Source organism: Ferrimonas marina (genome assembly GCF_900129905.1).
GTDB classification, from domain to species: Bacteria; Pseudomonadota; Gammaproteobacteria; order Enterobacterales; family Shewanellaceae; genus Ferrimonas; species Ferrimonas marina.
On the sequence record NZ_FQXG01000005.1, the window covers coordinates 255972 to 275380 of the forward strand.

21 protein-coding genes and 1 tRNA gene are annotated in these 19409 nt (G+C 61.7%); 10 read left to right on the plus strand and 12 right to left on the minus strand.

From position 1 onward, the window contains the following. Nucleotides 1–47 precede the first annotated feature (47 nt). The 3 genes from BUC04_RS13480 to pepA form a co-directional block, all read right to left on the minus strand. On the minus strand, nt 48–2894 hold the full coding sequence (locus BUC04_RS13480) for a valine--tRNA ligase (RefSeq protein WP_067663981.1): 2847 nt from the start codon (nt 2892–2894) through the stop codon (nt 48–50). 21 nt (nt 2895–2915) lie between these two features. After that, on the minus strand, nt 2916–3356 hold the full coding sequence (locus tag BUC04_RS13485) for a DNA polymerase III subunit chi (protein WP_067663978.1): 441 nt from the start codon (nt 3354–3356) through the stop codon (nt 2916–2918). 188 nt (nt 3357–3544) lie between these two features. Continuing rightward, complete coding sequence (gene pepA, locus BUC04_RS13490; RefSeq protein ID WP_067663975.1) at nt 3545–5056, minus strand: leucyl aminopeptidase; 1512 nt, start codon at nt 5054–5056, stop codon at nt 3545–3547. Nucleotides 5057–5289: 233 nt separating this feature from the next. On the opposite strand from pepA, the gene lptF reads away from it, so the two are divergent. From lptF to BUC04_RS13510, 4 genes are all read left to right on the plus strand, one after another. After that, nucleotides 5290–6405, plus strand: coding sequence for an LPS export ABC transporter permease LptF (gene lptF / locus BUC04_RS13495; RefSeq protein ID WP_067663972.1), 1116 nt, complete (start codon nt 5290–5292; stop codon nt 6403–6405). Continuing rightward, a complete protein-coding gene (lptG, locus tag BUC04_RS13500; protein WP_067664121.1) occupies nt 6405–7466 on the plus strand; it encodes an LPS export ABC transporter permease LptG in 1062 nt (353 codons plus the stop codon). Before lptF ends, lptG begins: the two co-directional genes overlap by 1 nt. A 259-nt stretch (nt 7467–7725) precedes the next feature. Beyond that, nucleotides 7726–9252: a flavocytochrome c gene (locus BUC04_RS13505; protein ID WP_067663970.1), complete on the plus strand. Its 1527-nt coding sequence runs from the start codon at nt 7726–7728 to the stop codon at nt 9250–9252. Between the two features lie 10 nt (nt 9253–9262). Then, complete coding sequence (locus BUC04_RS13510) at nt 9263–9601, plus strand: cytochrome c3 family protein (protein ID WP_067663967.1); 339 nt, start codon at nt 9263–9265, stop codon at nt 9599–9601. A gap of 76 nt (nt 9602–9677) precedes the next feature. Here the strand turns inward: BUC04_RS13510 and BUC04_RS13515 are convergent, their stop codons facing one another. Further along, complete coding sequence (locus tag BUC04_RS13515; RefSeq protein WP_067663963.1) at nt 9678–10532, minus strand: LysR family transcriptional regulator; 855 nt, start codon at nt 10530–10532, stop codon at nt 9678–9680. Nucleotides 10533–10651: 119 nt separating this feature from the next. Between BUC04_RS13515 and BUC04_RS13520 the strand changes: the two genes are divergently transcribed. Further along, nucleotides 10652–11305, plus strand: coding sequence for a TetR/AcrR family transcriptional regulator (locus tag BUC04_RS13520; protein ID WP_067663960.1), 654 nt, complete (start codon nt 10652–10654; stop codon nt 11303–11305). A gap of 23 nt (nt 11306–11328) precedes the next feature. Here the strand turns inward: BUC04_RS13520 and BUC04_RS13525 are convergent, their stop codons facing one another. Together BUC04_RS13525 and BUC04_RS13530 are read right to left on the minus strand one after the other, a co-directional pair. Continuing rightward, nucleotides 11329–11925, minus strand: a complete 597-nt coding sequence (locus BUC04_RS13525) for a carboxymuconolactone decarboxylase family protein (protein WP_067663957.1) — start codon at nt 11923–11925, stop codon at nt 11329–11331. A gap of 57 nt (nt 11926–11982) precedes the next feature. After that, nucleotides 11983–12495, minus strand: coding sequence for an RDD family protein (locus BUC04_RS13530; RefSeq protein WP_067663954.1), 513 nt, complete (start codon nt 12493–12495; stop codon nt 11983–11985). Between the two features lie 132 nt (nt 12496–12627). Here BUC04_RS13530 and BUC04_RS13535 point away from each other — a divergent pair. Next, nucleotides 12628–12714 (plus strand) — tRNA-Leu (locus BUC04_RS13535). 152 nt (nt 12715–12866) lie between these two features. Here the strand turns inward: BUC04_RS13535 and BUC04_RS13540 are convergent. Beyond that, nucleotides 12867–14009: a glycerate kinase gene (locus BUC04_RS13540; RefSeq protein ID WP_067663951.1), complete on the minus strand. Its 1143-nt coding sequence runs from the start codon at nt 14007–14009 to the stop codon at nt 12867–12869. Between the two features lie 20 nt (nt 14010–14029). Then, nucleotides 14030–15295, minus strand: coding sequence for a GntP family permease (locus tag BUC04_RS13545; RefSeq protein ID WP_067663948.1), 1266 nt, complete (start codon nt 15293–15295; stop codon nt 14030–14032). A 112-nt stretch (nt 15296–15407) separates the two neighbouring features. Here BUC04_RS13545 and BUC04_RS13550 point away from each other — a divergent pair, with 112 nt between their 5' ends. From BUC04_RS13550 to BUC04_RS13560, 3 genes are all read left to right on the plus strand, one after another. Continuing rightward, on the plus strand, nt 15408–15602 hold the full coding sequence (locus BUC04_RS13550) for a DUF551 domain-containing protein (RefSeq protein WP_067663945.1): 195 nt from the start codon (nt 15408–15410) through the stop codon (nt 15600–15602). Nucleotides 15603–15699: 97 nt separating this feature from the next. Then, the gene (locus BUC04_RS13555) at nt 15700–16068 is read left to right on the plus strand and encodes a diacylglycerol kinase (RefSeq protein WP_067663942.1); all 369 of its coding nucleotides are present in this window, start codon (nt 15700–15702) and stop codon (nt 16066–16068) included. Beyond that, entirely contained in the window at nt 16062–16712 is a 651-nt protein-coding gene (locus BUC04_RS13560; protein WP_067663940.1) for an START domain-containing protein, read from the plus strand. Before BUC04_RS13555 ends, BUC04_RS13560 begins: the two co-directional genes overlap by 7 nt. Before the next feature lie 226 nt (nt 16713–16938). On the opposite strand, the gene rplI is transcribed toward BUC04_RS13560, so the two are convergent. From rplI to rpsF, 4 genes are read right to left on the minus strand one after another with little or no spacing between them, the layout of a single operon-like run. Continuing rightward, nucleotides 16939–17391 (minus strand): 50S ribosomal protein L9, encoded by a 453-nt coding sequence (gene rplI / locus BUC04_RS13565; protein WP_067663937.1) that lies wholly within the window; start codon nt 17389–17391, stop codon nt 16939–16941. Between the two features lie 39 nt (nt 17392–17430). After that, nucleotides 17431–17658, minus strand: a complete 228-nt coding sequence (gene rpsR / locus BUC04_RS13570) for a 30S ribosomal protein S18 (protein WP_013344048.1) — start codon at nt 17656–17658, stop codon at nt 17431–17433. Nucleotides 17659–17669: 11 nt separating this feature from the next. After that, nucleotides 17670–17975 carry a primosomal replication protein N gene (priB, locus tag BUC04_RS13575; protein ID WP_234977410.1) on the minus strand — a complete coding sequence of 102 codons (306 nt, stop codon included), beginning with the start codon at nt 17973–17975 and terminating at the stop codon, nt 17670–17672. Nucleotides 17976–17984: 9 nt separating this feature from the next. After that, on the minus strand, nt 17985–18377 hold the full coding sequence (rpsF, locus tag BUC04_RS13580; protein WP_067663934.1) for a 30S ribosomal protein S6: 393 nt from the start codon (nt 18375–18377) through the stop codon (nt 17985–17987). A gap of 216 nt (nt 18378–18593) precedes the next feature. Between rpsF and BUC04_RS13585 the strand changes: the two genes are divergently transcribed. Beyond that, a complete protein-coding gene (locus BUC04_RS13585; protein WP_067663931.1) occupies nt 18594–19340 on the plus strand; it encodes a DUF481 domain-containing protein in 747 nt (248 codons plus the stop codon). Nucleotides 19341–19409 lie beyond the last annotated feature (69 nt).

A 19409-nucleotide genomic window follows, 5' to 3' on the forward strand; every position in this document is an offset into this window, starting at 1 on the left:
GCCCCGCACGATGGCGGGGCGTTGATTCTCAAGCTTGAGGCGGTGGTTTACAGCGCCTTGAGCTGCTCTTTCTGCTCTTCCAGCTTGGCGATGTCGCGCTTGGCGTCATCCAGCTTGGCCTGCTCCTTGGCGACAACCGCCTCCGGTGCCTTGGCCAGGAAGCCCTGGTTGGACAGCTTCTTCTCCACCCGCTCGGCGTCTTGCGCCAGCTTGGCAATCTGCTTGTCGATGCGGGCCAGCTCGGCCTCAACGTCGATCAGGCCCGCCATCGGGATCAGCAGCTCCATCTCACCAATCAGCTGAGTGGTGGACATCGGCGCGTCACCGGACAGCTCGGTGATGGACTCCAGGTTAGCCAGCTTGTTGAGCATGATCTGGTTGGCACTGACGCGAGCCAGGTCCTGCTCGGAGGCGTTCTTCAGCAGCACGTTGAGCGGCTTGGACGGGGCCACGTTGAGCTCACCGCGGACGTTACGCACCGCGACGATGAACTGCTTCACCCACTCCAGGTCAGCCTTGGCGCTTTCGTTCACCAGCGCGGCATCAAACTGCGGGTACGCCTTCAGCATGATGGTGTCGCCGCCTTTGCCGACCATCGGCGCCACGGTCTGCCAGATCTCCTCGGTGATGTAAGGCATCAGCGGGTGCATCAGGCGCAGCAGCGATTCCAGCACGGTCAGCAGGGTGTGGCGGGTGCCACGCTGCTGGGCTTCGGTGCCGTTTTGCAGTACCGGCTTGGTCAGCTCCAGGTACCAGTCACAGAACTGGTTCCAGGTGAACTCGTAAGCGATGTTGGCGGCGATGTCGAAGCGGTAGGTGTCCATCGCTTCGCGGATCGCCTTCACGGTGTCGTTGTACTGGGCCAGGATCCACTGATCCGCCAGGCTCAGCTCCATCTCGCCACCGTCTTTGCCACAATCCTGATCTTCGGTGTTCATCAGCACGTAGCGGCTGGCGTTCCACAGCTTGTTGGCGAAGTTGCGGTAGCCTTCCAGCCGGTTCATGTCCCAGTTGATGTCACGGCCGGTGGAGGCCATGGCAGCCAGGGTGAAGCGCAGCGCATCGGTACCGTGGGCAGAGATCCCCTCCGGGAACTGCTTGCGGGTGCTCTTCTCGATCTTGGCGGCCAGCTGCGGCTGCATCATGTTGCCGGTGCGCTTCTGTACCAGGGTTTCCAGATCGATGCCGTCGATCATGTCCAGCGGGTCCAGCACGTTGCCCTTGGACTTGGACATCTTGTCGCCCTGCTCATCACGGATAAGGCCAGTCACGTAGACGGTCTTGAACGGCACCTGCGGCTTGCCGTTCTCATCCTTGATGAAGTGCATGGTCATCATGATCATCCGGGCTACCCAGAAGAAGATGATGTCGAAGCCGGTCACCAGCACGTCGGTGGGGTGGAAGGTCTTCAGCGCATCGGTGTCTTCCGGCCAGCCCAGGGTGGCGAAGGTCCACAGCGCGGAGGAGAACCAGGTGTCCAGTACGTCGTCGTCCTGGCGCAGTACCGCATCGGCGCTCAGGCCATTGGCGGCACGCACCTCGGCCTCGGTGTTACCCACGTAGACCTTACCGGATTCGTCGTACCAGGCCGGGATACGGTGGCCCCACCACAGCTGACGGGAGATACACCAGTCCTGGATGTCACGCATCCAGGCGAAGTACATGTTCTCGTACTGCTTGGGCACGAACTGGATGTCGCCGTTCTCCACCGCCTCGGTGGCGGTCTTGGCCATCGGCGCCACGCGCACGTACCACTGATCGGTCAGCATCGGCTCGATCACCACGCCACCGCGGTCGCCATAAGGCACGGTCAGGTCGTGGTCTTTGATCTCGTCCAGCAGGCCCAGCTCGTCGAACTCAGCGACGATGGCCTTACGGGCGGCAAAGCGCTCCATGCCCTGGTACTTGGCCGGCAGTTCGGCGGAGTAGACGTCGGAGGCTTCACCGTTGGTGTCCAGCACCTCGGCCTCGGCACGAATCTCGGCGTTGAAGGTCAACACGTTGATCATCGGCAGGGCGTGACGCTTACCCACCTCGTAATCGTTGAAGTCGTGGGCCGGGGTGATCTTCACACAACCGGTGCCCTTCTCCATGTCGGCATGCTCGTCACCCACGATGGGGATGCGACGGCCAACGATCGGCAGGATCAGCTCCTTACCAATCAAATCTTTGTAGCGCGGATCTTCCGGGTTTACTGCCACACCGGTGTCGCCCAGCATGGTTTCCGGACGGGTGGTGGCCACCACGATGTAGTCTTTGCCATCGGCGGTCTTAACGCCGTCCGCCAGCGGGTAGCGGAAGTGCCACATGTGGCCCTTCTTGTCCTTGTTCTCCACCTCGAGATCGGAGATCGCGGTGTGCAGTTTCGGATCCCAGTTCACCAGGCGCTTGCCACGGTAGATCAGGTCGTCGTTGTAGAGGCGAACGAACACCTCCTGCACTGCGGCAGACATACCCGGATCCATGGTGAAGCGCTCACGCTCCCAGTCCACGGAGGCGCCCATGCGACGCAGCTGCTGGGTGATGGTGCCACCGGACTCTTCCTTCCACTCCCACACCTTATCGATGAAGGTTTCGCGGCCCAGGTCCTGACGGGTGATGTTATCCGCCGCCAGCTTACGCTCCACCACCATCTGGGTGGCGATGCCGGCGTGGTCGGTGCCCACCTGCCACAGGGTGTTCTTGCCCTGCATCCGCTGGTAGCGCACCAGGGTGTCCATGATGGTGTCCTGGAAGGCGTGACCCATGTGCAGGCTGCCGGTGACGTTCGGCGGCGGGATCATGATGCAGTAGGGATCTTTGCTGGTGTCACCGTGGGGCTTGAAGTAGCCCGCTTCTTCCCAGCGCTGGTAGTGGCGCTGTTCAATCGACTGGGGGTTGTAGGTCTTATCCATGGATCTCGGACTCTAGAAAAATCAAAACGGCTGACGGGCGAGATCCTGGGTGGTTGGGTTCACCCCCAGTTGGCGATAGGCCGCAAAACGTTTGCGTGCCTGTGCCTTTGCCTGCTCATCAGCCGGAACAAAATCGATAATTTGGGTGAATTGTACCGCAAATTGCGGCACGTCGGGACTCAGGTTTACCAACAGTGGCCGTTTTTCCATCTTGGCGTGATCACCATCCTGCCAGCCCACCACCACCGGGCCACCGCCACGGGGGCCCTCGCCCACCAGGTTGTGGGGGATAAAGCGGTCCGGATCGAACTGCCAGAGCAGATCATCGATGCGATGGGCCTGGGCCTGATCGGCACAGTGCAGGTAGACCCCCTGGCCCTTGCGGTAGGCACGAGCCACCACCTCGCAGGCGAAGGCCTCCAGCCGGGCGTCAGACAGAATGTAGAAAAGCGCGTTAGCCATTCGGTTCCCAATCAGAAATAAAAAAGCGGAGCCTGAAGCTCCGCATTCTACGTTAGGTTACTAGGTTCTGGGAAAAGACTAGGTTCGAAAAGCAAAAGCCTCGCTCAAACCCAACATCTGCTCTTCCTAGTACCTAGCACCTAGCACCTAGCACCTAGCACCTAGCACCTAGCACCTAGCACCTAGAATCAATCCTGATCCATCTCGCCGGCGCGGGCCAGCAGGTACTGGGTCAGGATCGGCACCGGACGACCGGTCGAGCCTTTGGCCTTCCCGCCACTGATCCAGGCGGTACCGGCCACGTCGAGGTGGGCCCAGTGGTACTTCTTGGCAAAGCGGGACAGGAACATCGCCGCGGTAATGGTACCGGCGTCGCGACCGCCCAGGTTGGACATGTCGGCGAACGGGCTGTCCAGCTGCTCCATGTAGTCTTCCCACAGCGGCAGACGCCAGCAGCGATCACCGGAGGTATCGCCGGCGTTTTGCAGGTCGTGGGCCAGGCTGTTGTGGTTGGAGAGCAGGCCAGAGGCGTGCTTACCCAGGGCTACCACACAGGCGCCGGTCAGGGTGGCGGTGTCGATCACCACGTCCGGATCGAAGCGCTCGACGTAGGTCAGGGCGTCACACAGCACCAGGCGGCCTTCGGCGTCGGTGTTGAGCACCTCCACGGTCTGGCCGGACATGGTGGTGAGGATGTCACCGGGGCGGTAAGCCTTGCCGCCAGGCATGTTTTCACAGCCCGCCAGGATGGCCACCACGTTGATCGGCAGGTCCAGCTCCACCAGGGCCTTCATGGTCCCCAGTACGCCGGCGGCGCCGCCCATGTCGTACTTCATCTCGTCCATGCCCGCGCCCGGCTTGAGGCTGATGCCGCCGGAATCGAAGGTCAGGCCTTTACCCACCAGCACGATCGGCTTCTGCTCGGCATCCGCTGCGCCCTGGTACTTCATCACGGTCATGATGGATTCGTTTTCAGAACCACGACCCACCGCCAGGTAGGCGTTCATGCCCAGCTCCGCCATCTGCTCCTCACCGATGGTGGTGACGGACAGCTTGCTGTTGGTCTCAGCTACCTGCTTGGCCTGGCTGGCCAGGTAGGCAGGGTTGCAGATGTTCGGCGGCATGTTGGCCACGTCACGGCACAGCTTAGCCCCGGCAGACACACCCAGGCCGTGGTTGATCGCCTTCTCGCCCACCGGCAGCTCGCGACGGGTCGGTACATTGAACACCAGCTTGCGCAGCGGACGACGGGTCTCGTCCTTCTTGCTCTTCATCGCATCGAAGGTGTACAGGCCCGCCTGGGTGGTTTCCACCGCCTGGCGCACCTTCCAGTAGGTATCGCGGCCCTTCACGTGCAGCTCGGTGAGGAAGCAGACCGCTTCCATGGAGCCGGTGTCGTTGAGGGTATTGATGGTCTTGGTGATGATCTGCTTGTACTGGCGCTCGTCCAGCTCACGCTCCTTGCCACAGCCCACCAGCAGTACACGCTCGGACAGGACATTGGGTACGTGGTGCAGCAGCAGCATCTGCCCCGGTTTTCCTTCCAGATCACCGCGACGCAGCAGGTTGCTGATGTAGCCGTCGCTGATCTTATCCAGTTGCTCGCCTACCGCAGACAGTCGGCGCGGCTCGAACACGCCAACCACAATGCATGCGCTACGCTGTTTTTCTGGACTGCCGCTCTTTACACTGAACTCCATGGCATCTCCCGGTTCTTAAAGACATGGCTGTATTATTGTTAGATAATACGCGCTTCGCTGGCCCCAGCGCTGGCTGGAAAGGGTTCGCAGCCTCGGGTAGTTCGCTGTATTTTCATACATTTTCTACCTCGATTTGGCCCTGGGACTGTTTAAAAATGTGTAAAAGTAACTATCTTACTTAAATCACACTCCGTTTCCACAGAAATTACAAGTTTACTCAACGGACACAGGCTTTGATTGTACTCAGGTACCTGCTTCGGGAAGCGTTCCGAGCTCAGATAGCCGTATTGGCGGTGCTGGTCACCATCTTTATCAGCCAACAATTCGTCAGGATCCTCGCTGATGCCGCCGAGGGACAATTTCCTGGCAAGCTGGTGGTGACCCTGCTGGCGCTGAACCTGCCGGAACTGCTCTCCCTTATTCTTCCCCTCTCCCTGTTTCTGGGCGTGATGATGGCCCACGGCCGGATGTACGCCGAAAGCGAAATGACGGTGCTGCACGCAGTGGGGATCTCCGAGTGGTATGTCACCCGGGTGACCCTGGTGCTGGGCTTTATCATGGCCGCCATCGCCGGTGTCACCGCCATCTACGTGGCGCCCTGGGCCCAGGAGAAGGAGTACCAGGTGCTGGAGAAGGCCGAGTCCGAGGCTGGCCTGGCCGCCCTGGTGCAGGGCCGGTTCCAGCGTGCCGCCAACGGCAAAGGGGTGATCTACGTTGAGGGCCTGTCCAAGGGCAACCTGGAGAAGGTGTTCGTAGCCCAGCTGCCACGGGAAGACAGCGATCCCCAGACCGCGCTGGTGCTGGCCGACGGCGGCCGTATCGTCGAGGCCGCCGACGGCTCTCAGCGCCTGCAGCTGACCGATGGCACCCGGGTGGCCGGCGTCATCAACAGCAAGGAGTTCAACCAGCTGGAGTTTGGTGCCTACGAGATGGAGATCAAATCCCAGGAGGCCTCCTACAAGCGCCGCAAGATGTCCGCCTACTCCATGACCCAGCTGATGGAAGAGGGCAGCCCCGATGCCTGGGCCGAGATCCATTGGCGTCTGGCGGTGCCCATCGCCCTACCGCTGCTGATCCTCATCGCCGTGCCCATGTCCCGGGTAAACGTGCGCCAGGGTAAGTTCGCCAAGCTGATGCCCGCCATCCTCATCTACTTGGGCTATTTTGGCCTGCTGATGGCCGGTCGCAAGGCGATCGAGAACGAGGCCCTGCCGCCCCAGCTGGGCTTGTGGTGGATCCACATCATGGCGCTGATCATCGGCCTGCTGCTGATCGGCCGCAGCCGCCCCAGTGGCTTGAAGGTGATCGCCTACCTGCGCAGCCTGTTACCCCGGAGGCGCGCGAAATGATCCGCATCCTTGATATGTACATCTCCCGCACCATCATCAGCACCTCGGCGCTGTGTCTGCTGGTGCTGACCGGGCTGTCGGGCCTGATCAAGTTCGTCGACCAGCTGCGACTGGTGGGCCGGGGGGATTTCACCACCTGGGACGTGGTGCTCTACGTGCTGTTCCTGGTCCCCCGTGACATCGAGATGTTCTTCCCCATCGCCGCCATGCTCGGCTCGCTGATCGGCATGGGCATGCTGGCCTCCAGCTCCGAGCTGGTGGTGATGCAGGCCGCCGGTTTGTCCCGCCTTAACATCGCCAGCTCGGTGATGAAGACCGCGGTACCGCTGATGGTGATGGCGATGCTGATCGGCGAATACGTGGCGCCGGTAGCGGAGCAGACCGCCCGGGAGATGCGGGCACAGAAGACCTCCGGCGGCAGCCTGATCAGTGCCCGTAACGGCACTTGGGCCAAGGACGGTGATCTCTTCGTCAACATCACCGAGGTGCGCGACGCCGAGAACCTCAACGGCGTCACCATCTACGACTTCGACGAGGGCAACCGCCTGCGTCACGTCACCCAGGCCGAACGGGCCGCCTTTGATGGCCGTGCCTGGCGTCTGGTGGACGTCACCAAGACCCGGCTGACTGACGAGTGGGTGGAGACCCACAAAGAGGAGCAGGACCGCTGGCAATCCACCCTCACCCCGGACAAGCTGCAGGTGGTGACGGTGAAGCCGGAGTCGCTCTCCATCCAGGGGCTGATGGGCTACCTGGATTACCTGGAGGCCAACCGCCAGGACACCACCCGCTACGAGCTGGCGCTATGGCGCAAGGTGGCCCAGCCGGTCACCGTCGGGGTGATGATGATGCTGGGGCTCTCCTTTATCTTCGGCCCGCTACGTACCGTCACCATGGGGGCGCGGGTGCTGTTGGGGGTGGTCACCGGCTTCACCTTCTACCTGACCAACGAGATCTTCGGACCGATGAGCCTGGTGATGGGGCTGCCCACCTTCCTCGGCGCCTTCCTGCCCAGTATTTTGTTCGCCCTCGCCGCCTACGTGCTGTTGCAGAGGCGATAGACAACGCAGAGGCGATAGCCACGGCAAAGGCCGGCCACTGTTTATCAACAGGCCGGCCTTTTTTGTGCCTGCGCTTCGGCCAAGTCCTGTTTGGAACCGGTTCCAAAGCGGAGGGGCGGGCACAATTTGGCCAATTTTGCTCCCCCGTCGTCAGTTCTGTCGCGACTGGGGTAAACAGGCTCATAGCTGCCCCGACCGGCATTCTGGAACCGGTTCCATCGCTACCCTAGTCGCTGAAAACATGACTGAGGGGGCTCCCATGAGTGACCAACACAACCAAACACGCCGCCAGCTGATCAAGGGCCTGGGAATCACCGGGGTGGCCATGGCCGCCGCACCGGCCCTGGCCGCCAGCCCGTCGGCGGAGCAAGGCTTCGACCGCGAATACGACATCATCATCATCGGCTCCGGCTTCGCCGGCCTGGCCGCCGGCATCGAGGCCAAGCGCAAGGGCTTCAAAAAGGTGGTGATCCTGGAGAAGATGCCCACCATCGGTGGTAACTCCGCCATCAACGGCGGCCTGTTCGCCGCGCCCAATACCGAGATGCAGCGCCGCGACGGCGTCACCGACTCCGTGGAAGCCATGGTGCAAGACCAGCTGGCCGCCGGCCGTGGCATTGCCGATGAGACCTTGCTGCGCCACGTGGCCGAACACGCCAACGAGGCGCTGGAGCTGTGCATCGAGGCGGGGGCGGAGTTCCACCCCTACCTGCAGCAGCTGGGCGGTCACTCGGTGCCCCGTACCTACCAGACCAGCGTCAGCTGTGGCGCCGGCATCACCCAACCGCTGCTGAAACTGGCCCGCAAAGAGGGCGTTGAGGTGATCACTCGCGCCAACTTCCTCAACTTCGTCACCGACGCCAAGGGCGGCGTGGCCGGCATCGAGGTGGAGCATGGCTACTACTACGAGCGCAAACTGGCCGAGGGCAAGCGCGAGCGCCTCAAGGCCGGCAAAGGCGTGATCGTCGCCACCGGCGGCTTTGCCCAGAACGTACCGCTGCGCCAATCCCAGGATCCGACCCTGACCGACGAGATCGGCAGCACCAACATGAAAGGGGCCACCGGCGAAGCGATGCTGCAGATGTTCCGCCTCGGCGGCGTGCCGGTGCACCTGGCTCACATCCAGTCCGGCCCCTGGGCCTCCCCGGATGAAGGCGGCTTCGGCTACGTCTCCAACTACTGCATCTTCAACTTCCCGCACTCCATGGCGGTCAACCGTGCCACCGGCCGTCGCTTTATGAACGAGATCGCCGACCGCAAGACCCGCGCCGACGCCATCATCGAGAACCGGGATGCCCAGGGCGAAGCCCAGCCGCCACTGCTGATCACCAGCTACGAGCAGGCCAACAAGCACCCCAACTGCGCTAAGGTACTGCGCTACAACGTCGGCTGGAAGTTCGACACCCTGGAGGAGCTGGCCGACCACTTCGGCACCCCCAAGGATGCGCTCAAGGCCCAGCTGGCCGAGTACAACGGCTACATCGAGGCCGGCGAAGACAAGCAGTTTGGCAAGATCATCGCCGACTCCAACCGCATCAAGGTGGAGGCCCCATTCATGGTGGTCCGCCTCTGGCCCAAGGTGCACTACTGCCAGGGCGGTGTGCAGATCACCCCTGATGCCGAGGTGATCGACTCCCTCACCGGTGCCCCCATCCCGGGCCTGTTCGCCGCCGGCGAGGTAGCCGGTGGGATCCACGGGGTCAGCCGCCTGGGCAGCTGCTCCATCCCCGAGTGCATGGTGATGGGCATGACCGCCGCCCGTACCCTGGCCAGCCGCAAGGCCTAAGGAGAACAGAATGAAGAAGCTACTGACTGTCGCCCTGCTGGCCCTGGGCCTGGCAACCACCGCACAAGCCGTCGAGGTTCGAGGCTGGCACGATGGCCTGACCTGCCAGGACTGCCACGACCAGGGGATCAAAAAGTACCCCAGTGACCAGGCCTGCCTGAGCTGCCACAACGTCGATGACCTGGCCGAGGCCACCGCTCGGGAAGGTAAGGACAAATGGCAAAACCCGCACAACAACCTGCACTTTGGCAAAGAAACCCCCTGCACCGAGTGTCACGGTGAGCACCAGCCCAAGGAGCACCTCTGTGCCCAGTGCCACACCTTCGATTACCCGGATCACAAGCAGTAATCCACAAGGTTAAAACGCAAAAAGGGCGCCGCAAGGCGCCCTTTCTTGTTCTGTGCTCTTTGGAGCCGAGGCCCACTCAGTGGGTCAGCGCCCGGCGCTGGGTGCGCAACAGCTCGATCAGCTGGCGCATCGCCGGGGTCAATTCAGTACGGCCCTGGTAGATGGACTCGTTGAACACCGGCAGCTTGGGCAACGGCAGCAGATCGTCCAGTACCTGCATCTGCTCACCGATGCGAAAATCCGCAATGGGGGCGATGGCCAGGTCGTTCTCCACCGCCAGGCACAGCGCCTCCGGCGAGGGCGAGGAGAGCACCACCTGCAGCGGCGGCATGCTCAGGTGATGGCGGGCAAATACCTGGGTGCGAATGGGGCAGTTTTCCGGATAGAGCGCCACCGGGATAGGACTGCGCTCCCAGGCTGAGCCGCCTTTGCTGCCCGCCCAGTGAAAGCGACGCTCAAACAGCAGCTCGGCGTTGGGCTGATGCTCCCAGTGGGTGCCCACCACCAGGTCCAGCTCGCCCTGCTCCAGGCGACGGTAGAGGTTGCCGCTGACGTCGGTATCCAGCACCAGCTCGATGCTGGTGAAATCGCGAATGAACTGGAGGATAGAGGCGTTGAGGTAGCGTGCCACGTAGTCGGTGGGCAAACCCAGCCGGATCACCTCGGTGTGCTGGGCCCGGTTCAGATCATCCAGCGCGGCTACGTTCAGCTGCACCATCTGGCGGGCGTACACCAGCAGCGTCTCCCCGGCCGGGGTCAGCGACACGCCCTTGTTGTCACGAAACAGCAGCTGCTTGCCCACGGTGCCTTCCAGCCGCTTGATCTGCAGACTGACCGCCGACTGGGTGCGCAGCACCTGCTCTGCTGCCCGCGACAGGTTGCCGCATTCAGCGATGGCAATGAAACTTTCTAGCAGCTCTATCTTCAGCATGGGCCGGTATTAACAATGCAAATGTCGTGATGATATTAAGTCAATTTACGACAGGCTCGGAGCCCCCTATCTTGGCTTTGTGACCCCGCCCGCGGATCGCGCAGACAAGAGAGAAAATCATGACTGACTGGAACAAACGGGACCGCTTCTTGACCGATGTGGCCGAGCGATTGCTGGAGGCACAGCCGGACTTGTCGCTGTGTCGGGTGCACCTGGTGGCCCCCAGCGGGATCAGTCGTGGTACCGTCTACAACCACTTTCCCCAGGAGTCGGATCTGATGCTGGCGCTGTGCTGTCGCCGCTATGAGCGCGCGCTGCAGCAACGGGCACGCTTCGCCCAGCAGCAGTCCGATCCGTTGGTGGCGTTCCAGTTGCTGCACTGCTGGTTATTGTGGAACTGCCAGCGCCCCGGGCAGCAACAGATCCTCCGGCAGGACCCGGGTAACGACGCCCAGGGCAGTGAGCCCCATCTGAGCCACTATCGGCGCCTGCGCGAGCAGATGATGGCCCAGCTGGAGGCGGCCATCGCCGCCCTGAGCCAGGACCGTGCATTTGACCGGGTGCCACTGATCGCCAGCTACGTCCGTGGCTCGCTGCTGCAGTGCAGCGAATCGCCCCGGGCCAGCGAGGACGCCTCGCTCTACAGCCAGTACTGCTACGGTCTGCTGCAGCTGCTGGGCCGCTCCGACTGCCGACCGCTGGACCAGGAGCAACTAAGCCAACAGCTGGCTCAATGGCAAGGTGAGCCGGCCAGCCCACGCCTCTGCGCCTAGGCCCCTGAATTAATCGGGCGGTGTTACTTGGGCCGGTGCTTGCCACCGGTCCAGCCGCCCTTGGCCAGGGCTTCCTCCCCCATCGCCTGGGCCGGGGCCTCGATCTCGGTGGCCATGGAGTCGTTCCAGCGGTTTAAGAAGCCATAAAGAGCAATGGCCCCGGTGATCTCAACGATCTGGGTCTCATCCCAGTGCTGACGCAGTCGCGCCATCAGCGGCTCATCCACCGCATTGGGCACGCTGCCCGCCGCCAGGGCGTAATCCAGCGCCACTCGCTCCGCCTCGCTGTAGAGCGGACTGGTTTGGTATTCCCACAACGCCAGTACCTTGTCATGGGGCACGTCGTGCAGCTCCGCGGCGATCAACGAGTGCGCCTCGCAATACTGGCAGCCGGCGGCGCGACTACAGAAATGCGCCAGCAAGCGCTTAAAGCCCGGATCCACCGTGCCGTTGGGATCCATCACCGCCCGGGTCAGGGTACCGAAGCCGGACACCATGGCAGGTACCCGCTGCATGGTCAGAAGGCTGTTGGGGACAAAACCAAGGATCCGGACAAACAGGGCAAAATCGTCGGCCAGTTCGGGGCTGTGATCCGCAGGGAGGGGGGAGAGAAGAGGCATGGGGCTTTCCTTGTCATGGTGTGAAAGCCCCAAGTTAACACGCGAGATGGCAGGGGGTTAGCTTCGACCCTTCGCCCGCTTCTCCATCAGCTCGCGGTTTTGTTCCAGGGTCAGCTGCACCACCTCGGAGCCGCTGAGGCGGTCGTGCATCGCCAATCGCTCGTCATCCCACAACAGGCTGATATTTGCCAGGCCGCCAAAGGCATACAGCACCCGATACAGGCTCTGTTGCCGGTTCATCAGGCCGCCATCGCGACGCTGCACCCGCAAGCGCCAGGCACGCATCCCAAGGGTCTGGCCGCTGCGGGTCCAGCTCCAGACAAACAGCCCGATCACCGCTGCCAGGCAGCCGGAGTAATAGAGGCTGCTCCACACCGTGCTGTGCTGCAGGACATCCGAGGTGTGCTCCAGGCCACCGCGATCGATCAGGCCGGTGCCCACCAGCAGGGCAAACAGGGCGAACAGCAGGGTGCCGGCCAGCATGTAGACCGCCAGGGCCAGCAGGAAGTCGTAAACCCAGGCCGCCAGGCGACGCCAGAATGAGGCCCGCGGGGCGTTGGCAAAGGACATGGTGCGCTCTCCGTGCAAATCAGTGAGCCGCAGTCTACCAGACCCAAGCCCCCAGCAACGTGCAGTTTTTGCCCAGTTGGGCCGATTCCCCTTGCTGCCCCCACCGCTTTCTATATAATGCAACGTCACTAAGCCGGGATGGCGGAATTGGTAGACGCAGCGGATTCAAAATCCGCCGGTGGTGACACCTTGGGGGTTCAAGTCCCCCTCCCGGTACCATATCCAGAGAGAGCCCCGAAGCGGAAACGCTTCGGGGCTTTTTCGTTTCTGAATAGCTGCGAGCGGTTCATTGGTCCATCGGTTGGCTGCTTAATGTCGTTAACTGAAAAAGGGGCCATCAGGCCCCTTTTTCATTGTTACTGGCAGAGGTGCTAACCCATCTGCTTACCCACCGCCAGGGCGTGGGCCACGTTGCGGGCGGTCATCTCAACGTTCAGCGCCGCGTCGCGCAGCGCCTCCTCCAGGCTGACCGAGCGCGGTACCACCGCAAACACCGCATCGATGCCGTGCTGGTGCACCACCGCATAGTCTTCCGACATGCAACCGGCGATGGCGATCACCGACTTGCCCGCGGCTTTGGCGGTCTTGGCCACGCCGAATGGGGTTTTGCCGTGGATGGTCTGGCTGTCGATACGTCCCTCCCCGGTGATCACCAGGTCGGCGTCCTTGACCGCCGAGGCCAGGTCCACCGCATCGATGACGATCTCAATGCCCGGTCGCAGCTGCGCACCGAGCAGGCCCAGCAATGCCGCGCCCATACCACCGGCGGCGCCAGCACCGGGTACCGTAGTCACCTCCACCCCCAGCTGCTGCTGGATCAGGGTGCCGTAGTGGGCCAGGTTGGTATCCAGCTGCATCACCATATCGGGGGTCGCGCCCTTTTGCGGACCAAAGATGGCGGAAGCGCCGGTGGTGCCGCACAGCGGGTTGTCGACGTCACAGGCCACCTCGATGCTCAATGCGTCCAGGCGCGGGTCCTTGTCGCTGACATCAATGCTGGCCAAGCGAGCCAGGGCACCACCGCCATAGCCGATCTCGCGCCCTTCCCCATCCAGCAGCTTAATGCCCAGGGCCTGGGCCATGCCGGCGCCACCATCGTTGGTGGCACTGCCACCAATGCCGATGATCAGGTGGGTTGCACCGTGCTCCAGTGCCGCCTTGATAAGCTCACCGGTACCGTAGCTGGTTGTGAGCAGGGGGTTGCGTTGGGAAGGCGGCACCAGGTGCAAGCCGGAGGCCGCGGCCATCTCGATCACCGCCGTCTTGCCATCGCCCATCATGCCGAAGAAGGCATCGACCTGATCGCCCAATGGGCCGGTGACCCGCACCGGGTGGATAGAGCCGCCACTGGCGTCCACCAGCGACTGCACCGTGCCTTCGCCGCCATCGGCCATCGGCAGCTTAACGCAGTCCAGCTGAGAGAGCGCCTGGCTCAAGCCTTTCTCAATGGCGTCGCACACTTCCAGCGCGGTCAGGGACTCTTTAAACGAGTCCGGGGCAATCACAATCTTCATAACGGTCATCCCAAAAGCGGTTATCCCAACAGGCCAAAGACACCATATAGCAAGGTTGCGAGGATGGCGATGACCAAGCCCACAGCCGACTCATAAGGGATCAATTTCAGCCTCTCTTTGATGTCCATATGAACACTGCCGCCGGTGGCATGGAAGAAGCTACCGTGCGGCATGTGATCCAGCACAGTGGCACCGGCATGGAGCATGGCAGCGCCGGCCAGCGCGGAGATCCCCACCTCCAGGATGGTGCTGGCAAAGACATTGGACGCCACCACGGTACCGGCGGTGGTGGAGGCGGTGGCCAGGGACATCACCGCACCGCTGATCGGTGCCAGCAGATAAGCCGGCAAGCCCGTGGCTTCCAGCACGGCAATCAGATCGCCGCGCAGCTCCGAGTTAGCGATGATCCCGGCCAAGGCGCCGGTCCCCAGCAGCATGACTGCCACCGGCGCCATTCGGGTCAGGCCCGCCACGGCAAAGTGGTTAACGCTCTTAGCCTTACCCATGGCCAGGGCGCCGAGCAGGCCCCCCAGCGGCAGTGCAATAAGTGGGTCTACCGCGATGCCGGCAATGGGGCGCAGGGCCAGCAGGCCGATGGCCACCACCGGCGCCACAATGGCGGGGCCAAAGCCGGGCAAGGCGCTCTGCTCAATCTGGATCACCTCAGACTCCGCCACCTTGGAGCCGCGCTGGGACAGGCTCTTGGCCAGCAGGTAGGCGGCAAACATGCCAATGAGGCCCGGCACCACGCCGGCGGCCATTAGCGAGGTCAGCGGCACATCAAAGGCCTCGGAAGCGGCGATGGTATTGGGGTTGGGCGACATGATGTTGCCCCCTTTACCGCCGCCGATCATCGCCAGCAGCACTGCCATCTTGGACAGATCGGTACGCCGGGCGATAGCCAGGGCGATGGGGGAGACGGTGATCACCGCCACGTCCACGAATACCCCGACGGCGGTGAGGATCATAGTGGCCATCGCCAGCGCCAGCAGTGCCCTGGCCTCCCCCACCTTCTGGACGATGGTTTCGGCGATGGAGGTGGCGGCACCGGACTCAATCAGTACCCCGGCCAGCACCCCGGCGGCGAGGATCCGCATCACCGCGGTGACGATGCCCTGGGCTCCGCCGATCATCAGCGCCACCGAGTCAGTCAGCGAGGCACCACCTACCAGGGCACCAATCAGGGCACCGAGCATCATGCCGTAGGCCGGGGGGACTCGTTTGAGGATCAGAACTATCGCAAGAACCAGTGCCACCAGGGCACCCAATGTGGATACGTCCGCCATAACTGCGTACACCCATGTCGAGAGCGTGCCCTAAAGGGTAGCCAATTCCCCCATCTTCGGTGGGGCTTTGACTGGGCTATTCTTTGACAAACGTTGGCTTGGAGAGCGCAGGATGGAATGGATCGATTTAGCCCAGCAAACGCCCGACGATGGTGACGTGGTGCTGGTGTGGATGCCCGACAGCATGAACCACATGGAGATCGTCCGATACGAGGAGGCCAGGGGCTTCTGGGACCTGGAAAACGACTGGGAAGCCCACGGTAACGTGACCCACTGGATGCGGGTAGAGCCACCGGGCAAAGCCTGACCCCAGCTTGAACCGGCATCGATAAAGTCTCTCTAACATATTGTTTTTGGCTTATCATTGGTCCTATTACGCCAAACTCCGCAATGCACCTTCAGCTATGAATCAACCGGTCAATAAAAACCGCGGCCCGATACGTTTTGTTCAGGCCGGGATCTACTCTATGCAGGGCCTCAAGGCGGCCTACAAGAACGAGGAAGCCTTTCGTCAGGAGCTGTTCCTGGCGATCCTGCTGATCTGTGCCTCCTTCGCCTTCGATGTCACCGTACTCGAGCGGCTGTTCATGATCGCCGTGGTGGTGCTGGTGCTGATCGTCGAGCTGCTCAACTCCGCGGTGGAAACCGTGGTGGATCGCATCGGCCCAGAGCATCACGAACTCTCCGGTCGGGCCAAGGACATCGGCTCGGCGGCGGTGTTCCTGTCGCTGCTGCTGGTGGCCGTGGTCTGGGCAGGGATCATCCTATGGTAAGGGCCATCACCCTGCTGCTGGCTGGATTGATGTGGCTGGCACCGGTTCAGGCGGAGCGGATCGCCCCAGCCCCGGGAGACGATTGGCAGCGCGCGTCTCGCAAGGGCGATAACAGCGTCTGGACCCGCGAGGTGCCCGGCACCGCAGTCAAAGAGGTGAAGCTGGAGGCGGTGATCGACGCCCCGGTGGAGCAGGTCTGGCGTACCATCGCCGAGATCGAGGCCTACCCCGATTTCATGCCCTACATCGACGCCATTGAGGTGGTGGGCAGCGATGAGGATGGAGAGCTGGTCTATCACCGGGTCAGCCCACCGTTGGTGAGCAAGCGTGACTACACCCTGTTGATCGTCAATGAAGAGGACCCGGAGCAGGGCCAGTACTACCGCTATTGGACCCCCCGCAACGAACAAGGCCCGGAGCCGCGCAGTGGCGTGGTGCGGCTGGAGATCTGCGATGGCAGCTGGGCGCTGAGCCGGCGCGAGGATGGCCGTACCCAGGCGACCTACTGGGTCTACACCGATCCCGGCGGCAGCATCCCAGCCTGGCTGGCCAACCGGGCCAACACCGTGGGACTGTATGACATCCTCAAGGCGGTGGAGCGCCGCGCTCAAGACCTGAGCTGGCAGCAAGAAGGCAACGACTAGGTTGTTGAGGTACGAGGCTCTGGGTCGCTAGGGCCGCCGGGGCCAAACCTACCCCTGACGCACTGCCCATTGCCGCTCACGTTGCACCATAGCTGACTTCGAGCTCTTCGCTCTTCGCGCCTAGTACCTAGAGCCCAGCACCTAGTACCCAGTACCTAGCGCCTCTACAGCAGACATAAAAAAACACCGCCCGGAGGCGGTGTTTTCTTGTTGGCTGAGTAACGAATTACTCGGCAGCAACGATCTCGATCTTAGCGGTCGCAGTCACTTCGCTGTGCAGCTGCACGGCGATGTCGTACTCACCGGTAACGCGCAGAGCGCCTTCCGGCAGACGAACTTCAGACTTAGCCACTTCAACGCCAGCCGCGGTCAGAGCGTCGGCGATGTCGCGGGTACCGATGGAACCGAACAGCTTGCCTTCGTCGCCAGCTTTAGAAGCAATTACAACAGCTTCCAGAGCAGCGATCTTCTCGGCGCGCGCTTCGGCAGTAGCCAGAGCGTCAGCGATGTTCTTTTCCAGCTCGGCACGACGAGCTTCGAATTTTTCCAGGTTAGCTGCGTTAGCTACAACTGCTTTGCCTTGCGGCAGCAGGAAGTTACGCGCGTAACCCGCTTTAACGGTTACTTTGTCGCCCAGGCCGCCCAGGTTGGCGATCTTGTCCAGCAGAATAACGTCCATTACCTTTACCTCTACTTAAGTAAGTTGGAAATGCAGGGCTTAGCCTTGCAGATCGGTGTACGGCAGCAGAGCCAGGTAACGAGCACGCTTGATAGCGCGAGCCAGCTGACGCTGGTACTTTGCGCTGGTGCCAGTGATACGGCTCGGTACGATTTTGCCACTCTCAGTAACGTAGTTCTTCAGAGTAGCGATGTCTTTGTAGTCGATCTCAGTTACACCTTCAGCGGTGAAACGGCAGAACTTGCGACGACGAAAATAACGTGCCATTGGGCAGTCTCCTAAATCGGTTCTATCGTGTCGGCATGCAATACCAGGCGACTTTGGCCATTTCGGCCCTGTTGCCAGGCGAGAAACCCGCCTACGTGGATATTGCTTCCCGGCTCGAGAAATCTCAGTAAGGTTTGTGACTCCTGACCGCTTAACACCACCTGGATCTTGCAGTAGACGGGGCGAGACAAGCCCGCTTCGCGCTGCTGTGAACGGTGTTCCAACAGAAAGTAACTGTGGGGAACGCCGTTAATCCCGGTGGCGGTTTTTGGGGCTCTCAGTACATGGCCTGCGAGCTCCAGGCGGTTGGTGATCACGAAATCCTATTACTCAGCGCTGGCTTGCGGAGCCGGCTTGCTGTCAGAACGCTCACGACGCTCTTCACGCTCACGACGCTCTTCTTTGGCCTTGGCCATCGGAGAAGCTTCGGTAACCGCTTTCTTGGTACGGATGACCATGTTGCGGATAACGGCGTCGTTGAAGCGGAAAGCGGTTTCCAGCTCAGCAACAGCTTCAGCGGAGGCTTCAGCGTTGATCAGCACGTAGTGCGCTTTGTGCAGCTTCTCGATCGGGTAAGCCAGTTGACGACGGCCCCAATCTTCCAGGCGATGGATTTTACCACCGTCCTTTTCCAAGGTAGCGGTGTAACGCTCTACCATGCCAGGTACTTGTTCACTCTGATCAGGGTGAACCATGAAGACGATTTCGTAATGACGCATGAATCGCTCCTTACGGTTAATTAGCCTCGTATGGCTCGGCCGGGCCTAAGAGGCAAGGAACAAAAAGGGGTTTGGCCGATTAGCCGGCGCATGTTACCGGAAAGCCCACTTTAGTACAAGCACTCGCCAGTCGCCTGAACGGGTTTTGACTGTGCCGCTACGGGCAGTACACTGTTTAGCAACCCCCTTTTCACCAAGGCAGTCCCCTAAGCCTCTATGCGCCACTACTCCTTCTTGCTGCTGTTCGCCACCGGGCCCGCGTTTGCCCTGGTGCCGCCGGACTACAAGGAACCCACCACGGACTTCACCGCCGAGCTGGAGCTGGGCCTGCAGTACAACAGCGGTAACACCGAGTCCTCCAGCTTCAACAGCCGTGGCCGGCTGATCTACGACATGGAGAACGCCCGTCACGACACCACCCTGCGCGGCTACTTCGCCTCCGATAACGAGACCACCTCGGCGGAGCAGTACCAGGTTCAGTACCAGCTCGACTACAAACTGGAAGGCACCCGCTACGTGTTTGGCCGGGCCGACATGCTGTGGGACCGCTTCGGTTCCTACGTGCAGCAGCACATCGCCTCGGTGGGTTACGGTTACAACCCAGTGGACCGCAAGCACACCAAATGGACACTGGAAGGCGGTGTTGGTTACCGTTACAACGAGGCCAACCTGTCCAACACCGAAGACCCGGATCAGAACGCCACCGACGACGAGGCCATTGTCCGTATCGCCAGCAAGCTGGAACATCGGCTGCAGGAGTACACCAGCTTCAACGCCGATGCCACCATTGAGACCGGTAGCCTCAACACCGTCGCTAACCTCAACCTGTCCTACCGTAATCAGCTGTGGGCCGACCTGGCTTTGAAGATCGGCATGGATATCAAGTACACCGACGTGATCCCAGAGGGTACCGAACACACCGACGTGATCTCCACGGTCAACCTGCTCTACACCTTCCGCTAAAGCCAGGTGCTCGATGCTAGGTGCTAGGTGCTAGGTGCTAGGTGCTAGGCAAAGAGCATGAAAAAGCCC